Annotated in this window: 21 protein-coding genes; 5 read left to right on the top strand and 16 right to left on the bottom strand. The window is 49.8% G+C overall.

Annotated elements, in window-relative coordinates; genetic code table 11:
- Positions 1 to 26: 26 nt before the first annotated feature.
- The 12 genes from Q394_RS0117110 to ffh all read right to left on the bottom strand — a co-directional run bounded on the left by Q394_RS0117110 (position 27) and on the right by ffh (position 10,889).
- Complete coding sequence (locus tag Q394_RS0117110; protein ID WP_028490318.1) at positions 27 to 638, bottom strand: flavin prenyltransferase UbiX; 612 nt, start codon at positions 636 to 638, stop codon at positions 27 to 29.
- Positions 639 to 650: 12 nt separating this feature from the next.
- A complete protein-coding gene (gene mpl, locus Q394_RS0117105; protein WP_028490317.1) occupies positions 651 to 1,946 on the bottom strand; it encodes a UDP-N-acetylmuramate:L-alanyl-gamma-D-glutamyl-meso-diaminopimelate ligase in 1,296 nt (431 codons plus the stop codon).
- Between the two features lie 16 nt (positions 1,947 to 1,962).
- The gene (locus Q394_RS0117100; protein ID WP_245606812.1) at positions 1,963 to 3,681 is read right to left on the bottom strand and encodes a putative bifunctional diguanylate cyclase/phosphodiesterase; all 1,719 of its coding nucleotides are present in this window, start codon (positions 3,679 to 3,681) and stop codon (positions 1,963 to 1,965) included.
- Between the two features lie 292 nt (positions 3,682 to 3,973).
- The gene (gene rplS, locus Q394_RS0117095) at positions 3,974 to 4,318 is read right to left on the bottom strand and encodes a 50S ribosomal protein L19 (protein WP_028490315.1); all 345 of its coding nucleotides are present in this window, start codon (positions 4,316 to 4,318) and stop codon (positions 3,974 to 3,976) included.
- A 9-nt stretch (positions 4,319 to 4,327) separates the two neighbouring features.
- Entirely contained in the window at positions 4,328 to 5,077 is a 750-nt protein-coding gene (gene trmD, locus Q394_RS0117090) for a tRNA (guanosine(37)-N1)-methyltransferase TrmD (RefSeq protein WP_028490314.1), read from the bottom strand.
- 5 nt (positions 5,078 to 5,082) lie between these two features.
- Positions 5,083 to 5,589 (bottom strand): ribosome maturation factor RimM, encoded by a 507-nt coding sequence (gene rimM / locus Q394_RS0117085; protein ID WP_028490313.1) that lies wholly within the window; start codon positions 5,587 to 5,589, stop codon positions 5,083 to 5,085.
- 6 nt (positions 5,590 to 5,595) lie between these two features.
- Positions 5,596 to 5,850: a 30S ribosomal protein S16 gene (rpsP, locus tag Q394_RS0117080; RefSeq protein WP_028490312.1), complete on the bottom strand. Its 255-nt coding sequence runs from the start codon at positions 5,848 to 5,850 to the stop codon at positions 5,596 to 5,598.
- 202 nt (positions 5,851 to 6,052) lie between these two features.
- Positions 6,053 to 6,739: a DUF1287 domain-containing protein gene (locus Q394_RS0117075; RefSeq protein WP_211248843.1), complete on the bottom strand. Its 687-nt coding sequence runs from the start codon at positions 6,737 to 6,739 to the stop codon at positions 6,053 to 6,055.
- A gap of 125 nt (positions 6,740 to 6,864) precedes the next feature.
- The gene (locus tag Q394_RS0117070; RefSeq protein WP_028490310.1) at positions 6,865 to 8,100 is read right to left on the bottom strand and encodes a hypothetical protein; all 1,236 of its coding nucleotides are present in this window, start codon (positions 8,098 to 8,100) and stop codon (positions 6,865 to 6,867) included.
- A 240-nt stretch (positions 8,101 to 8,340) separates the two neighbouring features.
- Positions 8,341 to 8,712: a hypothetical protein gene (locus Q394_RS0117065; protein ID WP_028490309.1), complete on the bottom strand. Its 372-nt coding sequence runs from the start codon at positions 8,710 to 8,712 to the stop codon at positions 8,341 to 8,343.
- A gap of 300 nt (positions 8,713 to 9,012) precedes the next feature.
- The gene (locus tag Q394_RS22800; protein ID WP_211248842.1) at positions 9,013 to 9,288 is read right to left on the bottom strand and encodes a hypothetical protein; all 276 of its coding nucleotides are present in this window, start codon (positions 9,286 to 9,288) and stop codon (positions 9,013 to 9,015) included.
- Between the two features lie 218 nt (positions 9,289 to 9,506).
- Positions 9,507 to 10,889, bottom strand: coding sequence for a signal recognition particle protein (ffh, locus tag Q394_RS0117055; protein ID WP_028490307.1), 1,383 nt, complete (start codon positions 10,887 to 10,889; stop codon positions 9,507 to 9,509).
- Between the two features lie 131 nt (positions 10,890 to 11,020).
- Here ffh and Q394_RS0117050 point away from each other — a divergent pair, with 131 nt between their 5' ends.
- From Q394_RS0117050 to Q394_RS0117030, 5 genes are all read left to right on the top strand, one after another.
- Complete coding sequence (locus Q394_RS0117050; RefSeq protein WP_028490306.1) at positions 11,021 to 11,824, top strand: cytochrome C assembly family protein; 804 nt, start codon at positions 11,021 to 11,023, stop codon at positions 11,822 to 11,824.
- A gap of 2 nt (positions 11,825 to 11,826) precedes the next feature.
- On the top strand, positions 11,827 to 13,116 hold the full coding sequence (locus Q394_RS0117045) for an HlyC/CorC family transporter (protein WP_211248841.1): 1,290 nt from the start codon (positions 11,827 to 11,829) through the stop codon (positions 13,114 to 13,116).
- The gene (radA, locus tag Q394_RS0117040; RefSeq protein WP_028490304.1) at positions 13,109 to 14,473 is read left to right on the top strand and encodes a DNA repair protein RadA; all 1,365 of its coding nucleotides are present in this window, start codon (positions 13,109 to 13,111) and stop codon (positions 14,471 to 14,473) included. The genes Q394_RS0117045 and radA overlap by 8 nt, the downstream gene beginning before the upstream one ends.
- Before the next feature lie 201 nt (positions 14,474 to 14,674).
- Positions 14,675 to 16,348, top strand: a complete 1,674-nt coding sequence (locus Q394_RS0117035) for a DEAD/DEAH box helicase (RefSeq protein ID WP_028490303.1) — start codon at positions 14,675 to 14,677, stop codon at positions 16,346 to 16,348.
- Positions 16,349 to 16,355: 7 nt separating this feature from the next.
- Positions 16,356 to 16,559 carry a YdcH family protein gene (locus Q394_RS0117030; RefSeq protein ID WP_028490302.1) on the top strand — a complete coding sequence of 68 codons (204 nt, stop codon included), beginning with the start codon at positions 16,356 to 16,358 and terminating at the stop codon, positions 16,557 to 16,559.
- 8 nt (positions 16,560 to 16,567) lie between these two features.
- On the opposite strand, the gene Q394_RS0117025 is transcribed toward Q394_RS0117030, so the two are convergent.
- The 4 genes from Q394_RS0117025 to Q394_RS0117010 all read right to left on the bottom strand — a co-directional run bounded on the left by Q394_RS0117025 (position 16,568) and on the right by Q394_RS0117010 (position 22,535).
- Positions 16,568 to 17,527 carry a Nudix family hydrolase gene (locus tag Q394_RS0117025; protein ID WP_028490301.1) on the bottom strand — a complete coding sequence of 320 codons (960 nt, stop codon included), beginning with the start codon at positions 17,525 to 17,527 and terminating at the stop codon, positions 16,568 to 16,570.
- A complete protein-coding gene (gene argJ / locus Q394_RS0117020) occupies positions 17,508 to 18,716 on the bottom strand; it encodes a bifunctional glutamate N-acetyltransferase/amino-acid acetyltransferase ArgJ (protein WP_028490300.1) in 1,209 nt (402 codons plus the stop codon). The genes Q394_RS0117025 and argJ overlap by 20 nt, the downstream gene beginning before the upstream one ends.
- A 35-nt stretch (positions 18,717 to 18,751) precedes the next feature.
- Positions 18,752 to 21,457: a preprotein translocase subunit SecA gene (gene secA / locus Q394_RS0117015; protein ID WP_028490299.1), complete on the bottom strand. Its 2,706-nt coding sequence runs from the start codon at positions 21,455 to 21,457 to the stop codon at positions 18,752 to 18,754.
- Positions 21,458 to 21,575: 118 nt separating this feature from the next.
- Positions 21,576 to 22,535: a M23 family metallopeptidase gene (locus tag Q394_RS0117010; protein WP_028490298.1), complete on the bottom strand. Its 960-nt coding sequence runs from the start codon at positions 22,533 to 22,535 to the stop codon at positions 21,576 to 21,578.
- Positions 22,536 to 22,538: the final 3 nt, after the last annotated feature.

The raw sequence follows: 22,538 nt of genomic DNA, 5'->3' as shown, positions 1-22,538 counted from the left end.
CTAATAATATCAAATCAAAAATGCGGTCACTCCGCCTGCGGTTCCCCCCAACGGGGAAGCAGTGCGTGTGGAATGTCCAAATGGTCCAGTACCCGCGCCACCATAAAGTCGACCAGTTCCTGCACGGATGCCGGGCGTTGATAAAAGCCCGGATTGGCGGGCATGATAATAACCCCCATCCGCGCCAGTTTCAGCATGTTTTCCAGATGAATCTCGGAAAACGGGGTTTCACGCACCACTAAAATCAGCTTTTTACGCTCTTTCAGGCACACATCGGCGGCACGTTCGATCAGGTTGCGGCTGCTACCACAGGCAATCGCCGACAGCGTTCCGGTGGTGCAAGGGCATACCACGGTAGCATCCGCCACCCCGCTACCGCTAGCGATGGGAGCAGCCCATTGTTCGCGCTCGAATACCTGTAACTGCCCCGGTTGCGCACCGTACAACTCACTGAAATACTGCTGTATTTCACTGGCACGCCCCGGCAAACGGTGCTCGGTTTCCATATTCACCACCACTTGCGCCGGGCGCGATAGCAGCAAATACACGTGATAACCGTGTTGCAACAGGAATTCCAGCAAGCGCAGCCCGTATTGCGCACCGGATGCGCCCGTCATGATCAATGTAATGGTTTTCAAGCGTCCAGTATCTCAGTCAGCCAATGTCAGCAGTAGCTTGTCATGAATGCCACCGAAACCGCCATTACTCATAACCAAAATATGGTCTCCCGCTTGCGCGAGTTGCGCCACAGTTGCCACTAAAGCATCAATATCATCCCATTCCGGCAACTGATAAATGAAGGCATGATCCGCCACTTGCAAAGCTGCTGCGACTGCCTCCCCATGCGTGCCCATGCGCATGGTGTTGGAACGCGGTTCCAGCAAGGCAATGATCCGCGCCTTGCCAACTTTTGCCCGCAAACCGGCTAATGTTGTGGTAATCGCCGTTGGGTGATGCGCAAAATCGTCATAAACCGTCACACCACGCACGGTGCCACGCACCTGCATCCGCCGCTTCACGCCTTGGAATTCAGCCAAGGCTGCCACGGCATGTTCAGTGGGAACCCCGGCATGGCGTGCCGCTGCTATTGCGGCCAGCCCATTGTTGACGTTGTGTTCGCCCAGTAAATCCCAGCGTACCACGCCCTGTTCCAGACCCTTGCAGAAGACTCGGAATTCACTGCCATCGGCTTGCAGGTATTCCGCTCGCCAATCGCCATCGGCAAAGGTTTCCACCGGCGTCCAGCAGCCCATTGCCAGCGTATCCTTGAGGTTGGCATCCTGCGCATTCACCACCGCCAGACCACTGCCCGGCACAGTACGCATCAGATGGTGGAATTGGGTTTTGATGGCTTGAACATCGGGGAAAATATCGGCATGGTCGTATTCCAGATTATTCAGGATAACGGTGCGCGGGTGGTAATGCACAAACTTGGAACGCTTGTCGAAAAACGCGGTATCGTATTCATCCGCTTCCACCACAAAAAACGGCGAGTCACCCAGACGGGCGGATACCCCAAAATTTTCCGGCACGCCACCGATCAAGAAGCCCGGCTTCAACCCAGCGTATTCCAGAATCCAAGCCAGCATACTCGCGGTGGTGGTTTTGCCGTGCGTCCCCGCCACTGCCAATACCCAGCGATCCTTCAGAATGTGTTCGCCCAACCATTGCGGGCCGGAGGTATAGGGCAGGTTGTGGTCAAGCATATGCTCCACAATCTCCAAACCACGGCGCATCACATTGCCCACCACAATCGTCTCGCTATCAGCGGGTAAATCGTGAGGTTGGAAGCCCTGAATAATAGCCACGCCCTGCTCTGCCAGCATAGTGCTCATGGGTGGATAAACGTTGGTGTCAGAACCTGTGACTTGATGCCCTTTCTCGCGTGCCAATAGGGCAATACCGCCCATAAAGGTTCCGCAGATACCCAGAATATGAATATTCATCCGTGTTGTTGTTACCTTAACTGACGTGATTACGCACGGCTTCTTCGATCGGAATCGGTCTGGAGATGCCGTAACCCTGCCCGTAGTCTACACCAATTTCGCGTAAAATTTGTATGACCCGATCATTTTCGACATATTCGGCAATCACTTTCAAGCCCATCAAGTGCCCGACCTGATTGACTGAATTCACCATCGCCAGTGCCACGTCATCATTGGCAATGTCTTTGATAAAACTGCCGTCAATTTTCAGGTAATCCACCGAAAGGGATTTTAAATACCCAAAGGAGCTGACCCCCGTACCGAAGTCATCCATCGAAAAGCTGCACCCCAGATTTTTCAGGGTTGCAATAAAATGCTGCGCCAATTCAAGGTTGTGGATAGCCACCCGTTCGGTAATCTCGAAACACAACATACCCGGACTAATTCCCGCCTCCTGAATTTCATCCAGCACGAATTTCAGGAAGGTTGGCTCATCCAGACTCTGACCGGACAAATTAATCGCGAAAATCGGGCGGGGTACTTTCTGGGTAATTTCTTGCAGCGTCTGGAGCAGTTTGCGGATCACCCAGCGATCCAGACGCGGCATCATCGAATAATATTCTGCCGCTGGAATGAATTCGTCCGGCGGAACGGGCTGGTTATTTTCATCGTACAAGCGGATCAGTACTTCGTAATGACTGAACGGCTTTTTGAATTCTGCTGGGCGCAAATCATGGATAGGCTGCGCCACCAAACGGAAATTACCGGCTTCAAAAGCTTTTTTCAGGCGATCCAGCCATACCATATTGCCACGCTGCTTGAGGATCTCCTGATCATCCGGCTTGTAAATGTGGATACGGTTGCCACCTTTGGCCTTGGCGACCCGGCACGCCGCATCAGCTTCCGAGAGTATCCGGTTAGGCGTTTTCAATAGCTTGTACAAGGGTACGAAGGCAATACTGGCCGTTACTCGCTGGCGCATTTTATTCCAGTCAAACGCGTATTGTTCTAGTTTGATACGAATTTGTTCCGCTGCTCGAATCGCTACTGCTGGTTCAATTTCCTGAAACAGGATGCCAAACTCATCACCGCCCAGCCGCGCCAAAATATCACGGCGCACATCAATTTCGTCCTTGAGCATTCGTGCAATACGCTCAATCAGCATATCCCCACCACCATGACCCATCGTGTCATTCACCAGCTTGAACTGATCCATTGAGATCAAACAAAATGAGTGCTTCACCCCGTGTTGCCGCACTTGATCAATCGCCACTTTCAAGCGTAACTCAAAGCTCTTGCGGTTCAACAACATAGTTTGTGGGTCATGCATTTGAACGTGATCCAGCCGCAACTGCATCGCATGAAGCTCGGTCTGGTCGCGCACCATCACCATGTAGCAAGGCTGTTCAGCATCTTCATACAGAATGGGTTGTACGGTGTAAGTCACCTGTAAATCATTCAAGCCCGTAGCATTTAACAGGGCATTACGTAATAACGGACGATCATTGCGCTTCGCAGTGTCTAACCAAGGCAAGGGATTGTGGGTTAGGGTATCAATCAGGGTAAATAATTCGCCATAGTGTTTACCACGTGCACTACGAATTTTGTATTTCAGAATTTTTTCAGCGGCTGGATTGATGAAATCAACTATACCGTTGAGATCCACCAAAATAGCGGCCTCTTGAGCATCAGCCAACGATGAAACAAGCATATTTTGCTGAGCCAAACGTAACCGGCTTTTGAATTGGCGACGCATCAAGAATGCTCCCCAAATTAAAGCAGCTACCGTAACTAGCCCTAAACCTATACTGATCAGAACAGCAGAAGATGAAAAATCGATGAAATTGGCCACAAAAGCGCCCACCTACTCTAACGCATTATTTTATAAATTATTCTTCAGCTTCCATAGTAGGTGCAGAAAGCCGCCTTGTACAGTTTTCAGCGATGAAATGATATAGGTATTTTAGTCATTACTATGAATAGTAGACACAAAAAAACCGACAATCTGTAAACAGTATCGTCGGCTTTAATACACCAAACAAAGAAGCTTAGAGCTTTTCTTTGATACGTGCAGATTTACCAGTACGGCCACGCAGGTAGTACAGCTTGGCGCGACGTACATCACCGCTACGCTTAACTGTAATGCTAGCAATGCTGTTGCTGAAGGTTTGGAAAACACGCTCAACACCTTCACCGTAAGACATCTTACGCACGGTGAAAGCAGAGTTCAGACCACGATTTTTCTTCGCAATCACCACACCTTCATAAGCCTGTTGGCGCTCTTTATCGCCTTCTTTCACGCGTACTTGAACGATAATGGTGTCGCCGGGGTTAAAATCCGGGATTACCTTCGTCATTTGCTCTTGTTCAAGTTGTTGAATAATCGTGTTCATGATAATCCTCTAAGGCAGCTTTTCACTGCTTTCAAACTCGTTTATATACTCGTTCAGCAACACACGCTCACTGTCGGTCAACTGTCGTGCCTGTAACAATTCCGGCCTGCGTCGCCATGTTTTTCCCAGCGCCTGTTTCTTGCGCCATTTGGCAATATCTGCATGATTGCCGCTTTTTAGTACCGCTGGTATCGCTAATCCTTCCAGTTCTTCCGGGCGGGTATAATGCGAGCAGTCCAGTAATCCATCAAAAAATGAATCCTGTGCCGCCGATTCATGATGCCCTAATGCTCCAGGTAACAAGCGGGTTACCGCATCTATCAGCACCATCGCTCCCAACTCACCACCGCTGAGAACGTAGTCGCCAATCGAACATTCCAGATCCACTTCCAAGGCGATGACACGTTCATCAATGCCTTCATAGCGGCCACACAGCAAAATCACATTTTCTGCTGCGGCTAGCTCAGTCACCAAAGCCTGATTCAGAGGAATCCCCTGAGGGCTAAGATAAACCACTTTCCCCGGATTTTCCCGACGGGCATCACGGATGGCTTGCAACAAACAGTCGCCTTTCATCACCATACCAGGGCCACCACCATAAGGTCGGTCATCCACTGTACGATGAACATCAAGGGCGTAATCACGTGGATTCCACTGCTTTAAGGAAATGATACCGCGCTCTGCTGCTCTGCCGGTTACACCACTGCTAACAACAGCTTTAACCAGCTCAGGAAACAGGGTGATCACATCAAACCGCATGGGCATCAGAAATCAGGATCCCAGTCCACCGTAATACGTTTTTCAGCCAGCGAAACAGATTTGATGAAAGTATCCAGAACCCACGGCAACAAACGTTCCCGCTCACCCTGCACCACCAACACATCATTAGCACCGGTTTCAAATAAATGGTCAACTGTACCCAGCACTACGCCGTTTACTGTCACCACTTCCATACCGATCAAATCAGCCCAGTAGTATTCATCATCATCTAGCTTATGCAGACGATCACGAGGAATGCCAATCTCGCAGCCTATCAATTTTTCAGCTTGGGTACGATCTGTTACACCATCCAGTTGGGCAACAATACCTTTACCTTGTACTTGTCCATTGAGTAACTTACACGGCTTCCATTCCCCACCAACCTTTAAGGACCATGGAGCATAATCCAAAATCCCAGACAATTGATGAGTGTGCGAAAACACTTTAACCCAACCTTTTATGCCAAATACTGCGGAAATTTTTCCGAGCGTTACCATATCCAGTTGGGACATAATGTGTTACGCCGCCACAGTTTCAGCAGATTCTTTCAACAGCTTAGCAACACGTTCAGTGGGCTGAGCACCGCAAGCAACCCAATGGGCTACGCGATCTTGTTCAATGTGCAAACGAACTTCTTGACCACGAGCAACGGGGTTGAAGTAACCAATGCGCTCAATGTAACCACTGTCACGCGGCTTGCGCTTGTCGCTAACGACAATGTGGTAAAATGGGTGCTTTTTCGCACCACCTCTAGCCAGACGAATATTGACCATTTGAAGACCTTACAAAATGCGGTTAATACGAAGCAGCAGGCGCTGCCCGAAGTAAACGCGCAATTCTACGTTAATTTCAGAAAAAGTGAAGCCTTGATTAGCACCTTACCCATAAAAAAGCCCTCGACAAGCGAGGGCTTCATGATAAAGCAGCTTTTAACGCTCAATTATCGTGAACAATACTACCGCGATTAAAGCCACTTCATGGGAAGTAACGATAATGTCCGGTAATCGGCATCTGAAAGAGTACATCCTCAATCTTCTCACCTTCACCAATATTATGCACAATGAGTGGACGCCTAGGATCAGCTGATGACTTACGGTTCACCACAATACCAATATGCTCTTGATCACCACCAAGACTCCATGTCACCAAATCACCGGCTTGATAATCCTGAGGATTACCCGTAACAGGGACACGACCACCATGACGTGCAAAAAACGCTTTCAAATTCGGTACACGCCGATGATCAATATTTGGATCAGGCTTATTTAAACCCCATTTGGCAAGATTAGGATACGCCTGAAAATTACGTGACATATCCTCATACACCAGCCGCTGAAGATCAACCCCAAGTTTCCGGTACGAACGGACAACTGTATCGGTGCACACCCCCATATTAGCTGGTACATCACCATTAGGGTAAGCAATGGGAATATAACGTCCATCATACGTCACTTGATGCCGCAATCGCTCCAATGCCGCATACGACAAACGTTCTGGTGTCGCCACGCTACTTCGAGCACTTTGGGAGCGCTTCACCTCAGCAGGTTTCTCTGCAACCTGTTGATTTGAACACCCCGCCAGACTAGATACCACCAGTGCGCCAATCATAACGATCGACGCCCCCCACCTTGGTAAACCTACCTTTTCAAACACACCACTCATTTGTCCCACTCCTAAATCCTGAGATCCCCAATAATTGGACTCATCGCAACAATCAGTAATTATAATGATCTTTATAGTATTCCAAGACAAAATGCCCGCTTAACCCCAATACAAGCTACCTACCGTTAGTAAGTTGGGCATTCAGCACGGTATGGTTCTTTCACAACACCCCAGCGGAATGGCAGTGGTGCATGTGGATCAGAGACCAATGAATGAGCCTCGACATTCTGACGCAGTTCACGCAATGTCATGTAATACTCCTCACCCAATGTCATCTGCACCATGCAAAAATCATTCAAGCTTTTCATTTCTTGTGGCGGTGGCTGATCATTAGAAAACACTGCTTTTGCCCAACGTGCAGGCTGTGAACGTGGATCAAAACGCCCAACATGATCCAAATGACGGCGAATGGAGTCAAAAAATAGAGTCAGACGCTTGTCACGACCCGGTGTTGAATGATCATCGTACTCCTTAGCACTCATGCAACGACGCCCTTCACCCCGAATTTTTTGCAAATACCACAACGCGTCATACACATAGACGGAGCGGTCATTGGCATACATACACAATGCTAACAGTAGGCGTTGGGTTTTCTCATCAGCCGTTTCAGGACGTTTTGCCAACCTACTGGAAATAACATCGGTAAATTTCACATAATCGTATTGGAGCTCTGCTGCCAACTGGAACTGCTCTTCACTGTAACCAGGCTGTTCACGCGCCGCACGCATAATGTTCTGTGGCTGCTTGAATCGACGGTAGCCATCACCCAAGCGCTTGTCTTCAGGTACATAGAAAGGGAAAGAAGGCGTACGCAGCAAATAACGTGCTTGTTTTGGCGTAGTAGAAGCCATGACTTCCGCGATACCTGCATCAGTTACATCGGCAATCTGGTAGGAATGCACACCCGGTGCAACATAAATATCACCGGGCTTGATATCTGCCAACGCAATAGGGTAGGTATCATTTCTCAATGCCTCGGTGCTAGTCATGTCAGCGACATAATCCATGAAACGTCTAACCCGTTGGTCAGGTGGCAAATTATCCCACGTAGACGCCCCATTACTAATGACTCGGCCTGCCTTATCCCGATTCCCTACCACGAAAGGCAAGCGATTCTCAAACGAAAAAATGAGGCGCATCGCGTATACCGCATCCGCACAGTCATTCTCAAATTTATAATAAATCGGTTTCGCAGGATTCATGAAAATGTCATCTTTCCACTCAGTACGCACCCACTGGCGGTAACGGTCTTCCCACGAGTTATCCCACTCGTTTTCGTTTGACCACACAGCAGCAGACGCCATCGAAGACATCAGCGAAATGATGGCAAACAACAAGGTTAAAACAAACGTTTTTTTCATGAAATTTACAACTTGATATGGTTCATTGACAGAACACTAAATAAACAAAAGCCCAACAGGTTTTCCCATGCATAATCATGACAAGCGAAAACACCCATAAGTTCCTAGAGGTTGCTAGCGTAGATTGACTTATCAAGAATTTCAATAAAAAACTGCCCAGTCACAGAAGTAACCGGGCAGTTTCGCACAATACTAACGACTGATGCTCATATAACAGCCGCTGATAGCACTAACCAAACATTACTTCTGGTATTGTTGCATAACAGACGTGGAAGATTGATCCATGGAAACTGCGCCTTTGTAGTTACCCTTAGCTTTAACTTTAGGAACCATTGGGCGTTGACCTTGGCCAGCAACACAACCATAAACATGCTTATGACCAGGAACAGCGCCAGCATGGCTGTGACATTTGTTAGCACAAGAAGGGGCTTCATCATGGCAATGCTGACCAGCAGCAGGAGCAGTGACCGGAGCTTGAGCTGGTTCTTGAACAGCTGGAGCAGCTTGTTGAGCGGTTTGTTGGCTCATACCACCCATTTGCTGACAGCCAGTAGCAAACATAGCAGCAACAATCAGAGTTGCCAGTGTCAATTGAGATTTAATTTTCATCATCTTAGTCTCTTTTATCGTTTAAGGAAAACACACAAAGTGTAGCAAAGAATCAAGGTGTTTTTGGCTACACATACGAGCAAATTTAGCATGAATCAACACAAAAAACCTGAGGAAAACACAAACTAACTATAGGTACAGACGACATGACGCTAGGATCAATCCCCTAGGAACAAATAGCATAAAATATAAAAATACTTAAAATAATCAAAACTGATTCAAAAAAAAGCCTCTTGCTTTTGGCAAGAGGCTTCCTCAAACCCACCATCAAAAGGAAGATAGTGTGTTTATATCTTCAACAAATTACTGCTGATAGTTCTGCATAGCACCGGCAGAAGCAGGATCCATTGTGACTGGACCTTTGTAGTTACCCTTGGCTTTAACCTTAGGAACCATTGGCACTGGTGCTTGACGGACTGGAGCAGCAACAGGTGCTGGAGCAGCAGGCACTGGAGCAACAGCTGGTGCTTCAGTTACTTGTTGACCAGTAGACTGTTGTGCACCCATTTGTTGGCAACCAGTTGTTAACAGGCCAGCAAACAGCAGACCAGCGATAGCCACTTGAGATTTGATTTTCATAATAGTAAAACTCTCTAAACAATTGATATGGAAAGGTAAACCCTGCCGCGCAAGAATTGACGCAGACATTGGTCAATATCCAGACCATGAATTTTCTGGATGACGCGCATCATACAACCAGACAATCCATGAGGCAAACGCATCTTATCGCAAAATACCTGAATGGAAACCATAAATATAAAAAAAGTCTAATATACCAACCCAAAAAGCCTAATATACTAACCAGAAAACCCGCCCATCGGTGGAAATCCACCACCTGTTGGTAATTTCCCCTTCATACCGCCCATCAGTTTGCGCAATCCACCCTTGGAAAATTGCTTCATCATTTTACTCATCTGCAAATGCTGCTTCATCAGGCGATTCACATCCTGTACTTGTAGGCCACACCCGGCAGCAATCCTACGTTTTCGGGAAGACTTGATCAAATCGGGATTGCGACGCTCATCCAGCGTCATGGAATTAATAATGGCAATCATCCGACGAACTTCCTTATCATTCGCCTGATCTTTAACATTAGCTGGCAAGTTACCCATACCCGGCAACTTATCCATTAAACCCGCCATACCACCCATTTTTAACATTTGCTGCATCTGCTCACGCAAATCTTCAAAATCGAAAGATTTACCCTTATTGAGCTTTTTCGCTAATTGCGCCGCTTTTTTATGGTCAACCTGACGCTGGGCATCCTCGATTAGGCTGAGTACATCGCCCATACCTAAGATACGCGATGCCATCCGATCAGGGTAAAAAGGCTCCAAAGCATCCAGCTTTTCACCCATACCGATGAACTTGATCGGTTTGCCCGTGATGTAACGTACCGATAGTGCTGCCCCACCTCGGGCATCCCCATCCGCCTTGGTCAACACCACACCCGTCAAAGGCAACGCATCGCCGAAGGCTTTAGCAGTATTCGCCGCATCCTGCCCGGTCATCCCATCCACCACAAACAGGGTTTCTACGGGAGTAACTGCCGAGTGTATAGCCTGAATTTCAGCCATCATCTCAGCATCAACATGCAAACGTCCTGCCGTATCGATGATCAGCACATCCATGTACTTGAGCTTGGCTTGTGCCAACGCAGCTTTCGCAATATCTACTGGCTTTTGCCCAATGTCACTGGAAAAGAAAATACCACCGGTTTGTCCTGCAATCGTCTCAAGCTGCTTAATCGCTGCCGGACGATACACGTCACAACTGGTCACCATGACGGATTTATTCTGACGTTCCTTCAGAAAACGGGTCAACTTACCAACTGTCGTGGTTTTACCAGCACCCTGTAAACCTGCCATCAAAATGACCGCTGGAGGCTGGGCATTCAATGAAAGCGTTTCATTAGCCTTCCCCATCAGCTCAACCAGCTCATCATTGACCACTTTGATCAGTGCCTGACCAGGACTAAGGCTTTCCAATACCTCTTGACCAACTGCTCGCTCACGCACCCTATTGGTGAATTCGCGAATGACAGGCAAGGCGACATCGGCCTCTAACAGTGCCATACGCACATCACGCAAAGCATCTTTAATGTTATCGTCGGTCAGACGTGCCTGACCGCGCAGTTTTTTTACCGTCTGCGAAAGACGTTCACTTAAATTCTCGAACATGATATTGACTTCTTGCTAGTCCCATTCAGGCACAAGTTGCTATCATAGCACTAAAGCAAAACTGAATGCGTTCCCTCACAAGGGTCGTTTTACTGGAATTTTATCGCTAACCCACGAAATCCGTTTGACTAATGACAATAACACTCAACCTGTTCGCCACACTCGTCTGGCTGGCAACATGGCTACTCATTGGCACGCGCCTGCGAGACCGCTTGCAAACACGCTCACCTCAATACCGAAAGGTGCTAGTTGTGCTATGGGTAATGGCGTTAGTACTACATGGCTGGACTATCTTGCACCATGTCCAGCAAACAGCAGGAATCGCCATCAGTTTTGCAGCGGCTAGTTCCATTGTGATGTGGCTGTGCAACCTACTCCTATTCATTACTATGTTGCGCCGACCGTTGGAAACGCTGGGTATTTTTGTCGTGCCCTTTACCTTGAGCGCCATGCTATTACCCCTAATCAGCCCGGAACAAACGACAACCATTAACCTGAACAGCGGGCTAGGTGTGCATATCTTTACCTCACTGCTGGCCTACAGCATGTTGACGCTAGCAGCTTTACAAGCGTCGTTACTGGCCTTGCAAAACCGGCACTTACACAATCACCATCCAGGCGGCTTAATCCGCACCCTGCCCCCACTGCTGGATATGGAAGCCCTGCTATTCAAACTGATTTTACTGGGCGTTATTCTGTTATCCTTTGGATTACTCAGCGGGGCGCTGTATGTTGACAACCTGTTCGCCCAACATTTGGTGCATAAGACCATCCTGTCGATTGTGGCATGGGTAGTATTCAGCATTCTGCTGATTGGTCACTGGCAATACGGCTGGCGCGGGCGCATCGCCATCCGCTGGACATTAAGCGGATTTTTCATCCTGATGCTAGCCTTCTTCGGCAGCAAATTTGTGCTGGAGTTTTTGGTAAAATAATCGTGAATATTAATGAAGCCCCACTAGGCATACTATTTTTTGTCTTGTTTATCCTATTCTTGCTCTCCGCTTTTTTCTCTGGCTCAGAAACAGCGTTGATGTCACTCAACCGCTACAAGCTGAAGCATCAGGCAGAAAAAGGCCATGCCGGTGCGATTCTGGCACAAAAGCTACTGAGCAAGCCTGACCGTCTGATCAGCCTGATTCTGTTAGGCAATAACTTCATCAATATCCTGATCACCCAACTTGCCACTTTACTGGGCTTACGCCTGTTTGGAGATGCAGGTTTAGCGATTGCTACCGGCGTCCTGACTTTCCTGCTGCTGATTTTCGGGGAAATCACACCTAAAACGCTGGCAGCCATGCACCCGGAACGCATCGCTTTCATCGCATCACGCTTTTACGTCGTCATGATGAAAGTCATGTGGCCGTTCGTATGGCTGCTCAACCTGATAACCAATAATCTATTGCGCTTATTTGGTGCACACAGTGATGAAACCAGCCGCGTCGCCCTCAGCCATGAAGAATTACGCACCGTGGTCAGTTCCGCCGGAACGCATATCCCACAAACTCACCTCGACATGCTGCTACGGGTTATGGATCTGGAAAGCACCACGGTAGAAGACATCATGATCCCACGCAGCCAACTGATGGGGCTGGATCTGGACGATGACTGGAATGAGCTGGAAGAACAAATCATCCACAGCAATTTCACACGCCTGCTGGTCTATCGGGAAAACCTCGATAATGTCCTCGGCTTCGTACACTTACGCAAATTACTGCCCATGTTCCGTGACGGTCATCTGGAACGCGAACGTTTTGAAGCCAGCATTCGCCCTGCTTACTTCATCCCCGACAGCACCCCACTCACCCAGCAGCTAATCAACTTTAAAACCGAAAACCGCCGTATAGCGCTGGTAGTGGATGAATACGGCGAACTCCTCGGTCTAGTAGCACTGGAAGATATTCTGGAAGAAATCGTCGGTGAATTCTCCACCACACCCAGCAGCCAATCGCGTGAAATCCGCCAGATGGAAGACGGCAGCTACTGGGTAGACGGCGCTATGCCCATCCGCGACATTAACCGCGAACTCGGCAGCCGTTTCGCCTCGGAAGAAGCCAACACCCTCAATGGGTTGATTCTGGAATACCTCGAATCCATCCCTGTCCCCGGCATGACCGTGCTCATTGACGATTATCCGCTGGAAATTCGCAAGACCCGTAACAATGCAGTCAAAACGCTGATCATCCACCCCAAAATCCAACGCATACGCGCAGAAGACGATGAGTAAAGCCAAACACCAATACTACTGCTCCGCCTGCGGCAGCGTGCATACCAAATGGGGCGGGCAATGCGGCGACTGTGGCGCATGGAATACACTGGAAGAAACCCTCAGCCTTCCCGCCAGCAAAAACCCGCAAAACGCCCGCGCAGGTGGTTACGCCGGTGAGCAAGCCGTCATCCGTTCCCTGCACGAAGTCAGCTTGAGCGAAGCACCGCGCATCCTTACCCACCAACCCGAACTCGACCGGGTACTGGGTGGCGGGCTGGTGGCCGGTTCCGTGGTATTGATTGGTGGTGACCCCGGCATCGGCAAATCCACCATCCTGTTGCAAACCCTTGCCACCCTGACCGAATTGAAAAGTTTGTATGTCACAGGTGAAGAATCCCTGCAACAAGTTGGCCTACGCGCCCGTCGCTTGGGGCTACCCACCGACAACTTGCGCCTGCTGACCGAAACTTGTGTGGAAAACATCCTGAGCCTGGTGTCGCAAGAAAAACCGCACCTGATGGTGATCGACTCCATCCAGACCGTTTTCACAGACAGCCTGCAAGCAGCCCCCGGCTCGGTTAGCCAAATCCGCGAATCGGCAGCCAAGCTGGTGCGTTTCGCCAAGCAAACCAATACTGCCATGTTCCTCGTCGGCCACGTCACCAAAGAAGGCACACTCGCAGGCCCACGCGTACTCGAACACATGGTCGACACCGTGCTGTATTTTGAAGGCGACCCCGGCGGACGTTACCGCATTATCCGCGCCGTCAAAAACCGTTTCGGCGCTGTCAATGAACTGGGGGTTTTCGCCATGACCGAACAAGGTTTAAAAGGTGTCAGCAACCCTTCCGCCATTTTCCTCTCGCGCCACGAAGAGCCGGTTTCCGGCAGTGTCATCATGGTAACGCGGGAAGGCACGCGCCCCTTAATGGTCGAAGTACAAGCCTTGGTCGACCAAAGTCACGGGGCAGTACCCCGTCGTGTTACCCTTGGATTGGAACAAAATCGCCTTTCCATGCTCTTAGCTGTACTGCATCGCCACGCCGGAATTTCAATGTTTGACCAAGATGTATTCATAAATGTTGTCGGTGGTGTTAAGATTTCAGAAACCGCTGCTGATTTATCCTTGTTGCTGGCGGCGCTCTCAAGTTTTCGCAACCGTCCTCTGCCTGCTGATCTGGTGGTTTTCGGAGAAGTTGGGCTAGCAGGCGAAATTCGCCCGGTTCCAAACGGTGAGGAGCGTTTGCGTGAGGCTGCCAAACACGGTTTTAAACAGGCTATCGTCGCGAAAGGCAACAAACCACGTCACCCCATTGAGGGCATGAAAGTGGTCGCCATCGCCAGATTGGAGAAAGCAATCGAAATTGTGATGTAATTTCACAACAATAACGTGCATAATTGTTGACTCACAACAACAGATATAATAATTTTATTATTCGGTTCGGGCCTCACAAACGTTTCAAATACGGGTTACGGGCAGTCGTTGAGGGCATCTTTGTTGCTAACTTTCTCTCTCCAGTTTGATAGTATTTATTAATTACTCTCACCCACATTTCACAGACGGGGAGTATCCATCTTGTCTTTTTCAGAATTAGGCTTAAATCCAGAGTTTGCGGCCAAAATCGAGTCCGCTGGTTACGAGAACCCGACTGATCTACAGAAACAGTTGATTCCTCTCGTGGCACAAAACAAGAGCGTCATCATCTGGACACAATCAGCTTCCGGCAAAACCGGGGCTTTCTTGATACCTGCCATTAACCATGTGCTGGCGAATCCCATTGAGGATCAACGACATACCCGCATTCTGATATTGACATCACGCCGTGACCGGGTGAATCAGATCAACTACACCATCAAACGCTTGATGGGGGATGAGCAGCAAATCCGTTCTGGCTTCATTGTCAGCGGACGCCCTTACCAGCCGCAAATGCGTTTATTACGTCGCCCACTCGACTTGATGATTGCCACCCCCGGTCGCCTGAATGACCTAGTAGATAACAATAAAGCTGACTTTTCCAAGCTGGAAATGCTGGTTATTGATGACTTAAGTGCTATTTACCACAAAGGCCTACACGGCCTGATTAATAAGATTCTTGCTGAACGCACGACCGTCTGCCCTGTTATTGCCTTTGTGCATCCTGAAGCGGATATTGCGGGTTATGCTCGGGCGGTTCTTGCTGGCGCCGAAGAACTGGAAGTGGACGATGACCGCAACCCACTGCGACTGATTCCTCAGGTGGTGCATCTTGCTGATGACTATACCCACAAAATTGCCCTGATGGATCACTTGCTGGATGAATTTTCCGGTGAACCAACCGTTATCTTCACCATCACCAGCAAAGTTGCCAAAGCCTTAGCTGAAAGCCTTGCCAATCACGGCCATACTGCTGAAGTAGCCGCTGATTTACCAACATCCGAACGCAACGGCAATGCTAGCCCGATATTGATCTACGCAGACCAAGACAATCTACCGGCCAATCTGCACGGTGATGAACACATCATCAACTTTGAATTACCGCAAAAAGTCGAAGATTATGAAAAACGCCTACATGGCATCAATCCCGATTCCCGTGAAGAAGCTGTCATCGCAGTCGTACTCCCCCGTGAACGTGAGAACCTAAAACTCATCGAAACGTTTCTGGGTGATTCCATCGAACAATGCAATCTGCCAGGTCTTGCGCCACTAGAACACACCTCCGGCTTTACGCCAGCGGTACGCTCCCCGCGAACCAATCGTAGCCATGGTGGTGGCGGCGGTGGGCAACGCCAATATAATGGCCACGGTGGCAATGGCGGACAGGATGATCGTGGACGTTCACAACAAGGCCGTGGTGGCTCCCATCAGCAACGCCCAACACACCAAGGCCAAGGTGGTGGCGGACGCAATCCCAATCAACACCAAGGTCAAGGTCAAGGTCAAGGTCAAGGTCAAGGTCAAGGCGGCCAACATCAAGGTGCACCGCGTCGCGATAATCGCCCAGCACAAGGCCAGGAACAGCAACCAGCCAACAACACTGGGGATCGCCAACAGCGTAAAGGCCCTTACGGCCGCCTCAACGGTGGTGCACAGCGTAAACGCGAAGGCGGGCCTTACACCGGTGGTAATCCAGCACCACGCCGTGACCAGGGTGGCTCTTACGAGATCGGCAGTTGGGAAAAACCTGACTACGCCCAACAAAGCGAAAAACCTAGTGCGGACAAAAAAGTCGTTATCCGTTACAAGGAAAAACGCCGTATTGTAACCAAGTAGAGCCATTATGCTGCAAGACAAGGAAGAACTGCATCGAAAACTGGCAGAACTAACCCAGGAACACCGGGAGTTGGATGAGGCACTTGCACAAGTGGCGCAAGAGCCCCATTACGACCAGATCAAGGCATCGCGCCTGAAAAAACGCAAGCTATTGCTGAAAGACATGATTTCGCGCATCAATAGCCAGTTAATTCCCGACCTGAATGCTTGAGTTATAGGCTAGACGCCATCCCACAAACTGCGGATGGCAGCAATTCCCTGCCCACCACCCAGCCGCGCCGTTGCAACGTGGCTGCTATCCATGCCACCGAGGGCATACACCGGGAAATTCACTCGCTCAACAGCGGCAGAGAAAACATCCCACCCCAGATGCACCACGCCCGGATGTGACAACGTAGGCAAAACCGGCGACAGAAAGGCAAAATCCACCCCAATATCTGCTGCACGCTGCAATTCCCGCTCATCATGACAGGAGGCTGATAACCACTGCCCATCCCGTAACGGCGACTGATATACACGCTCTTCCTCCCACAACTGACGGCTGGTCAGATGCAGCCCATCGGCCTCTTCCAACATCACTGGCGGCGAATTCAGCACAACCTTCGCACCGAAGGAATGCGCCAAACGGATTGCCTCCTGCGCCAACGCCACATAATCGTCTGCTGACAATGACTTAGCACGAAATACCACCAACCGAATACCCGCACGCAACCGAGCTTCCAACCGTTGTAAAAAATCAGCAGGATTTTGCGGTTCAGGGGTAATCAGGCAATGAGCAGGCAGGCGAGCAGCAGTAATAATGGGGTAATTAGCGGGAGGAAATTCAAGCGTCGGCAACTGCTCAGCCTCAAACCAAGCGACTGGCTGGCCTTCGCGACCGTGTGCTTCACCACTAAAGGCAGTGACTTCCCACACATCCAGCAAGACTGCACGTTCGGGGTAAACATGCCTGACTTTGATCAGGGGGTTAGTTTGCAGTACATGAATCCCAAGTTCTTCATGCAATTCACGACTCAAACCCTGCAAGGGTGTTTCACCCAACTCGACTTTGCCGCCAGGGAATTCCCATTTGCCACCTTGATGTTTATTCGCGGGGCGTTGCGCCAGCAAGATTCTGCCGTCGCCGCCACGGATAACCGCTGCGACGACATGCAAATAATCAACTACGGTATTCGGCATTGATCTTGACGTAATCGTAAGAGAAATCACACGTCCACGTTGTGGCACTGGCCTCACCGCGCCCTAAATGGATGCGGATATTGATTTCGTCGCGCTTGGTTTCTGCTGCGCCCAATTCTTCGTAGTAAGTGAGAGCAGGTTCACCGTTTTCGATCAGCAGCGTTTCACCCAACCAGATGCTGATGCGGCTGACATCCAGTGCATCAATCTGACTGCGCCCAACGGCGGCAAGGATACGCCCCCAGTTCGGGTCACTGGCGAACAATGCCGTTTTGACCAGCGGAGAAAGTGCCACGGTATTGCCGACAATTCGCGCTTCTGCACGAGTGGCTGCACCCTGCACATCAATGCTGATAAATTTGGTCGCGCCTTCACCATCACGCACAATCGCTTGCGCCAGATACAGGCAAATCTCTAACAGAGCTTGACGGAAAATGGGCAAACCATCACCACCGACATAAATGCCGGAGCTACCCGTTGCCATCACAATCAACGAGTCATTGGTCGAAGTATCGCCATCTACCGTAATGCAGTTGAAGGTTTCTTCCACCACATCATTCAGCAGGCTTTGCAGCACTTCTTTTTCGATCAGTGCATCGGTAGCGACATACGACAACATGGTTGCCATATTGGGGTGGATCATGCCCGCGCCTTTGGCAATTCCGGTAATTGTTACCGTTTCGCCAAAGATTTCCACCTGACGGCTCATCGCTTTAGCTACCGTGTCGGTGGTCATGATAGTACGCGAAGCTTCCAGCCAGCCATCGGCTTCCAGCTTGGAAAAAGCCTCTGGCAACGCTGCGGTGATCTTGTCGACGGGCAGTTGCTGCCCGATCACACCAGTCGAAAAGGGCAACACTTGTTCAGCCCAGCACGCGCCCTGTTCCGCCACCCGCTCACAGCTTTCGCGAGCAGCAACCATTCCCTGCTCCCCCGTTCCAGCATTAGCGTTACCCGCGTTGATCAGCAGGTAACGCGTATTGGAGTGCAGCAAGTTGGCGCGGCACACGTGCACCGGTGCGGCACAAAACGCATTGCGTGTGAACACCGCAGCCGTATGACTGCCCGGTTCCAGCTCAATCAACAGCAGGTCGTTACGGTTCTTGTAACGGATTCCCGCGTTAACCGATGCCAAGCGCACGCCAGCAATCGGCAATAAAGTATCAGGTGCGTGTAAGTTGACTGCCATGTTACCTACTTCCCAAAAAACCAAACCAAATCATATCAGGCCAATTGACCGTGGCAATTTTTGTATTTCTTGCCAGAACCGCATGGGCATGGGTCATTACGCCCGACTTTTGCACCGTCGCGTTCGTAAGGGTTATTCTCACCCACGACTGCATCCACCACCTCCTCATCCTCGAAGGCATTGCCCGCATCAGGGTGAGAAAAAGCCATCGGCTGCGGCTCATGCGTTTCCAGTTCTGCTATCGCCTGTTGCGGCTCTTGCAACTGGATGCGCATCAGGAAAGCAACCACATCATGCTTGACACGTTCCAGCAATTGCTCAAACATCTCGAAGGCTTCGCGCTTGTATTCCTGCTTAGGATTTTTCTGGGCATAACCACGCAAGCCAACGCTTTGACGCAGGTAATCCATCGCCGCCAGATGCTCTTTCCACTCACCATCCAGCACGTGCAACATCACATCGCGCTCCAAACGGCGCATATTCGGCTCACCAATCATCGCTTCTTTTTGCTGAATGAAAGCAGTCACTTGCTCTTGAATGCGGGTATGCAAACTTTCTTCATGCAAGTTTTTCTCAGTCGTCAGCCATTGCTGGATCGGCAGATCCAACCCAAAGTCGGTGTAAAGTTGCTTATGCAGGCCAGCGACATCCCATTGCTCGTCAATGCTGCCCGGCGGAATATGTGCGGAGAACATCGCATCCACCACGTCTTCACGGATAGCGTCAATGGTTTCCTTAATGTCATCCACTTCCAGCAAATCATTACGTTGGGAATAGATGACTTTACGCTGGTCATTGGCAACGTCGTCGTATTCCAGCAAATGTTTGCGGATGTCGTAGTTGTGAGCCTCCACCTTACGCTGGGCATTTTCGATGGATTTGGAGACTAGTCCGGCTTCAATCGCCTGACCTTTTTCCATCCCCAAACGCTGCATCATGCTTTTCACCCGATCAGAGGCGAAAATACGCATCAGGTTATCTTCCAGCGACAGGAAGAAGCGAGAAGAACCTGGGTCACCTTGACGCCCAGAACGCCCGCGTAACTGGTTGTCGATACGGCGTGATTCGTGGCGCTCAGTACCCAAGATATGCAAACCGCCAGAGGCCACTACTGCATCATGACGTTTTTTCCACATGGCTTTGATTTGGGAAAGTGCTTCAGGATCTGGCGTTTCACCCAGTTGTTTCACTTCCTCTTCCATGCTGCCACCCAGCACAATGTCAGTACCACGACCAGCCATATTGGTAGCGATGGTAACAGCACCCGGGCGACCTGCATTCGCAACGATGTGTGCTTCACGTTCATGCTGCTTAGCATTCAGCACTTCGTGCGGAATCCGCAACTCCTTGAGTTTATTGGAAACCAATTCAGAGGTATCAATGGATGCAGTACCCACTAACACCGGCCGCCCCTTGGCCACTTCAATCTCGATTTCCTTGATGATAGCGGCATACTTTTCTTCTGCCGTCAGGTAAATCAGGTCATTGGAGTCAATCCGCACCATTGGGCGGTGTGTCGGGATAACGACAACTTCTAGCCCGTAAATTTGCTGTAATTCAAAGGCTTCAGTATCGGCTGTACCCGTCATACCAGAAAGCTTTGTATAGAGGCGGAAGTAGTTCTGGAAGGTAATGGATGCTAGCGTCTGATTTTCCGCTTCGATATTCACCCGTTCTTTAGCTTCAATCGCCTGATGCAAGCCTTCAGACCAGCGACGCCCCGGCATGGCACGACCCGTATGCTCGTCAACGATGACAATTTTGCCATCCTTTACCATGTAATCAACATTACGCTGGAACAGCGCATGAGCACGCAAAGCCGCACCCAGATGATGTAACACACTGATACTGACAGTATCGTACAAGCCTTGGCCTTCAGGCAAAACACCCGCTGCCCACAATAATTGCTCAGCACGCTCCTGTCCTGCTTCGCTCAAGTACACCTGACGTGCTTTCTCATCGACGGCATAATCGCCAGAGCCATCTTCTTCCTTCTGTTTAACCAAGGTCGGGATAAGCTGGTCGATTGCCATATACAGCTGAGAAGCATCATGGCTAGGCCCGGAAATGATCAGCGGTGTACGCGCTTCGTCAATCAGGATAGAGTCAACCTCATCCACGATCGCGTAGTGCAAATCACGCTGCACCCGATCTTCCTTGCGGAAAGCCATATTATCGCGCAAATAATCAAAACCAAATTCGTTATTTGTGCCGTAAGTAATGTCAGCAGCGTAGGCTTCGCGACGTTGCTCAGAACTCAATCCATTGACGATAACGCCCGTGGTTAAGCCCAGAAAACCGTACAACTGCGCCATCTGTGCGGCGTCACGTTGCGCCAGATAGTCATTGACGGTGATAACGTGCATCCCGTTACCCGGCAAAGCATTCAGGTAAGCAGCCAGTGTTGCCACCAACGTTTTACCTTCCCCGGTCTTCATTTCAGAAATTTTGCCGTCATGCAACACCATCCCACCGATCATCTGTACGTCGTAATGACGCATTCCCAGTACCCGCTGGCCTGCTTCACGCACCACGGCGAAAGCCTCAGGCAACAGACTCGCCAAGGCTTCATCCTTTTCCAGACGATTGCGGAACTCAGTGGTTTTGGCGGCCAGTTGTTCGTCAGACAGGGATTTGTACTGCTCTTCCAACGCATTGATTTTCTTGATAGCTTTGGAATAAGACTTGACCAGACGGTCATTACGGCTACCAAAAATCTTTTTGGCTACGGAACCCAGCATACGTTTACTCTCTTGTATCCTTTCCAAACAGAAAGTCCAGTGTAACGTTGTGCGGGCACATCACTACACTGGACGGTTTGTATCGCATTATATACGGTTTAACTGGCTGTCAGGTGAATTATTCTTCGTGCCCTAGGTATTCGCGTGGGTTGATCTGCTCACCGTTCCTCAAGACTTCCAGATGCAAATGCGGGCCAGTAGAACGCCCGGTACTGCCCATCCAAGCCACGTTTTCACCTTTTTTAACCACTTTACCTTCTACCACGTTGGTTGTATTCAGGTGGGCATAACGGCTGGTCAAACCATCACCGTGATCGATTTCAACCACATTACCATAACCATCGTTACGGTTGCCTGCGAAGGATACGACCCCACCACCAACAGCGTAAATATCCGTACCCTGCGGGCCTGCGTAGTCAACACCCTTGTGCATTTTCTTACGGCCATTGAAAGGATCACGGCGGAAACCAAACTCAGACGAGATATAACCGCTGTGTACCGGCCTACCGGATGGCAAGATCTCTGCCTGAACGTTAATCCCTTCAAGAATCTGGTCTAACGTTGATAATATGCCCTTCTGGCGATCGACATTATTCTCAGCTTGTTGGAACGCTGCTAACAATTCATTAGATGAACTTTTACGCTGACCAGAAAAGACATCCTGATCAACACCCCCACGGGCAGGCTTGTTATCCAGTGAAAACTCCAATGGATCCAGCTTTGCCTTATCTGCCACCCGTTTACCTAAAGCATTAAGACGTGCTATTTCCGCTTCTAAACTGCCAAGACGAACCGACAAGGTATCCACATCGACGGTGTAATTCGCATAGGTTTTTTTTATTTGATCAACAACAGCAATTTGTTGTTCCAACGCTGATAGCAGTTTACTGGCATCATTACCTGAGAGCTCAGCATTTTGGGGCGTAGCATCCAGCCGATAAAGACCGAACATTTGATTAACAGAAAGCCCCACCAACAGCAACGCAACAATACCGGCTGGGATAATTAGGTGCTTCCAGGGTTGCAGAATGAACGATGAACGGCGCGAACCATCATCACTAAGACAAATTACCTGCATGAT

Source organism: Thiothrix lacustris DSM 21227 (assembly GCF_000621325.1).
Taxonomy (GTDB): Bacteria; Pseudomonadota; Gammaproteobacteria; order Thiotrichales; family Thiotrichaceae; genus Thiothrix; species Thiothrix lacustris.
The sequence above is the reverse complement of the archived record's forward strand: the minus strand, read 5'-3'. Positions and strand labels throughout refer to the sequence as shown.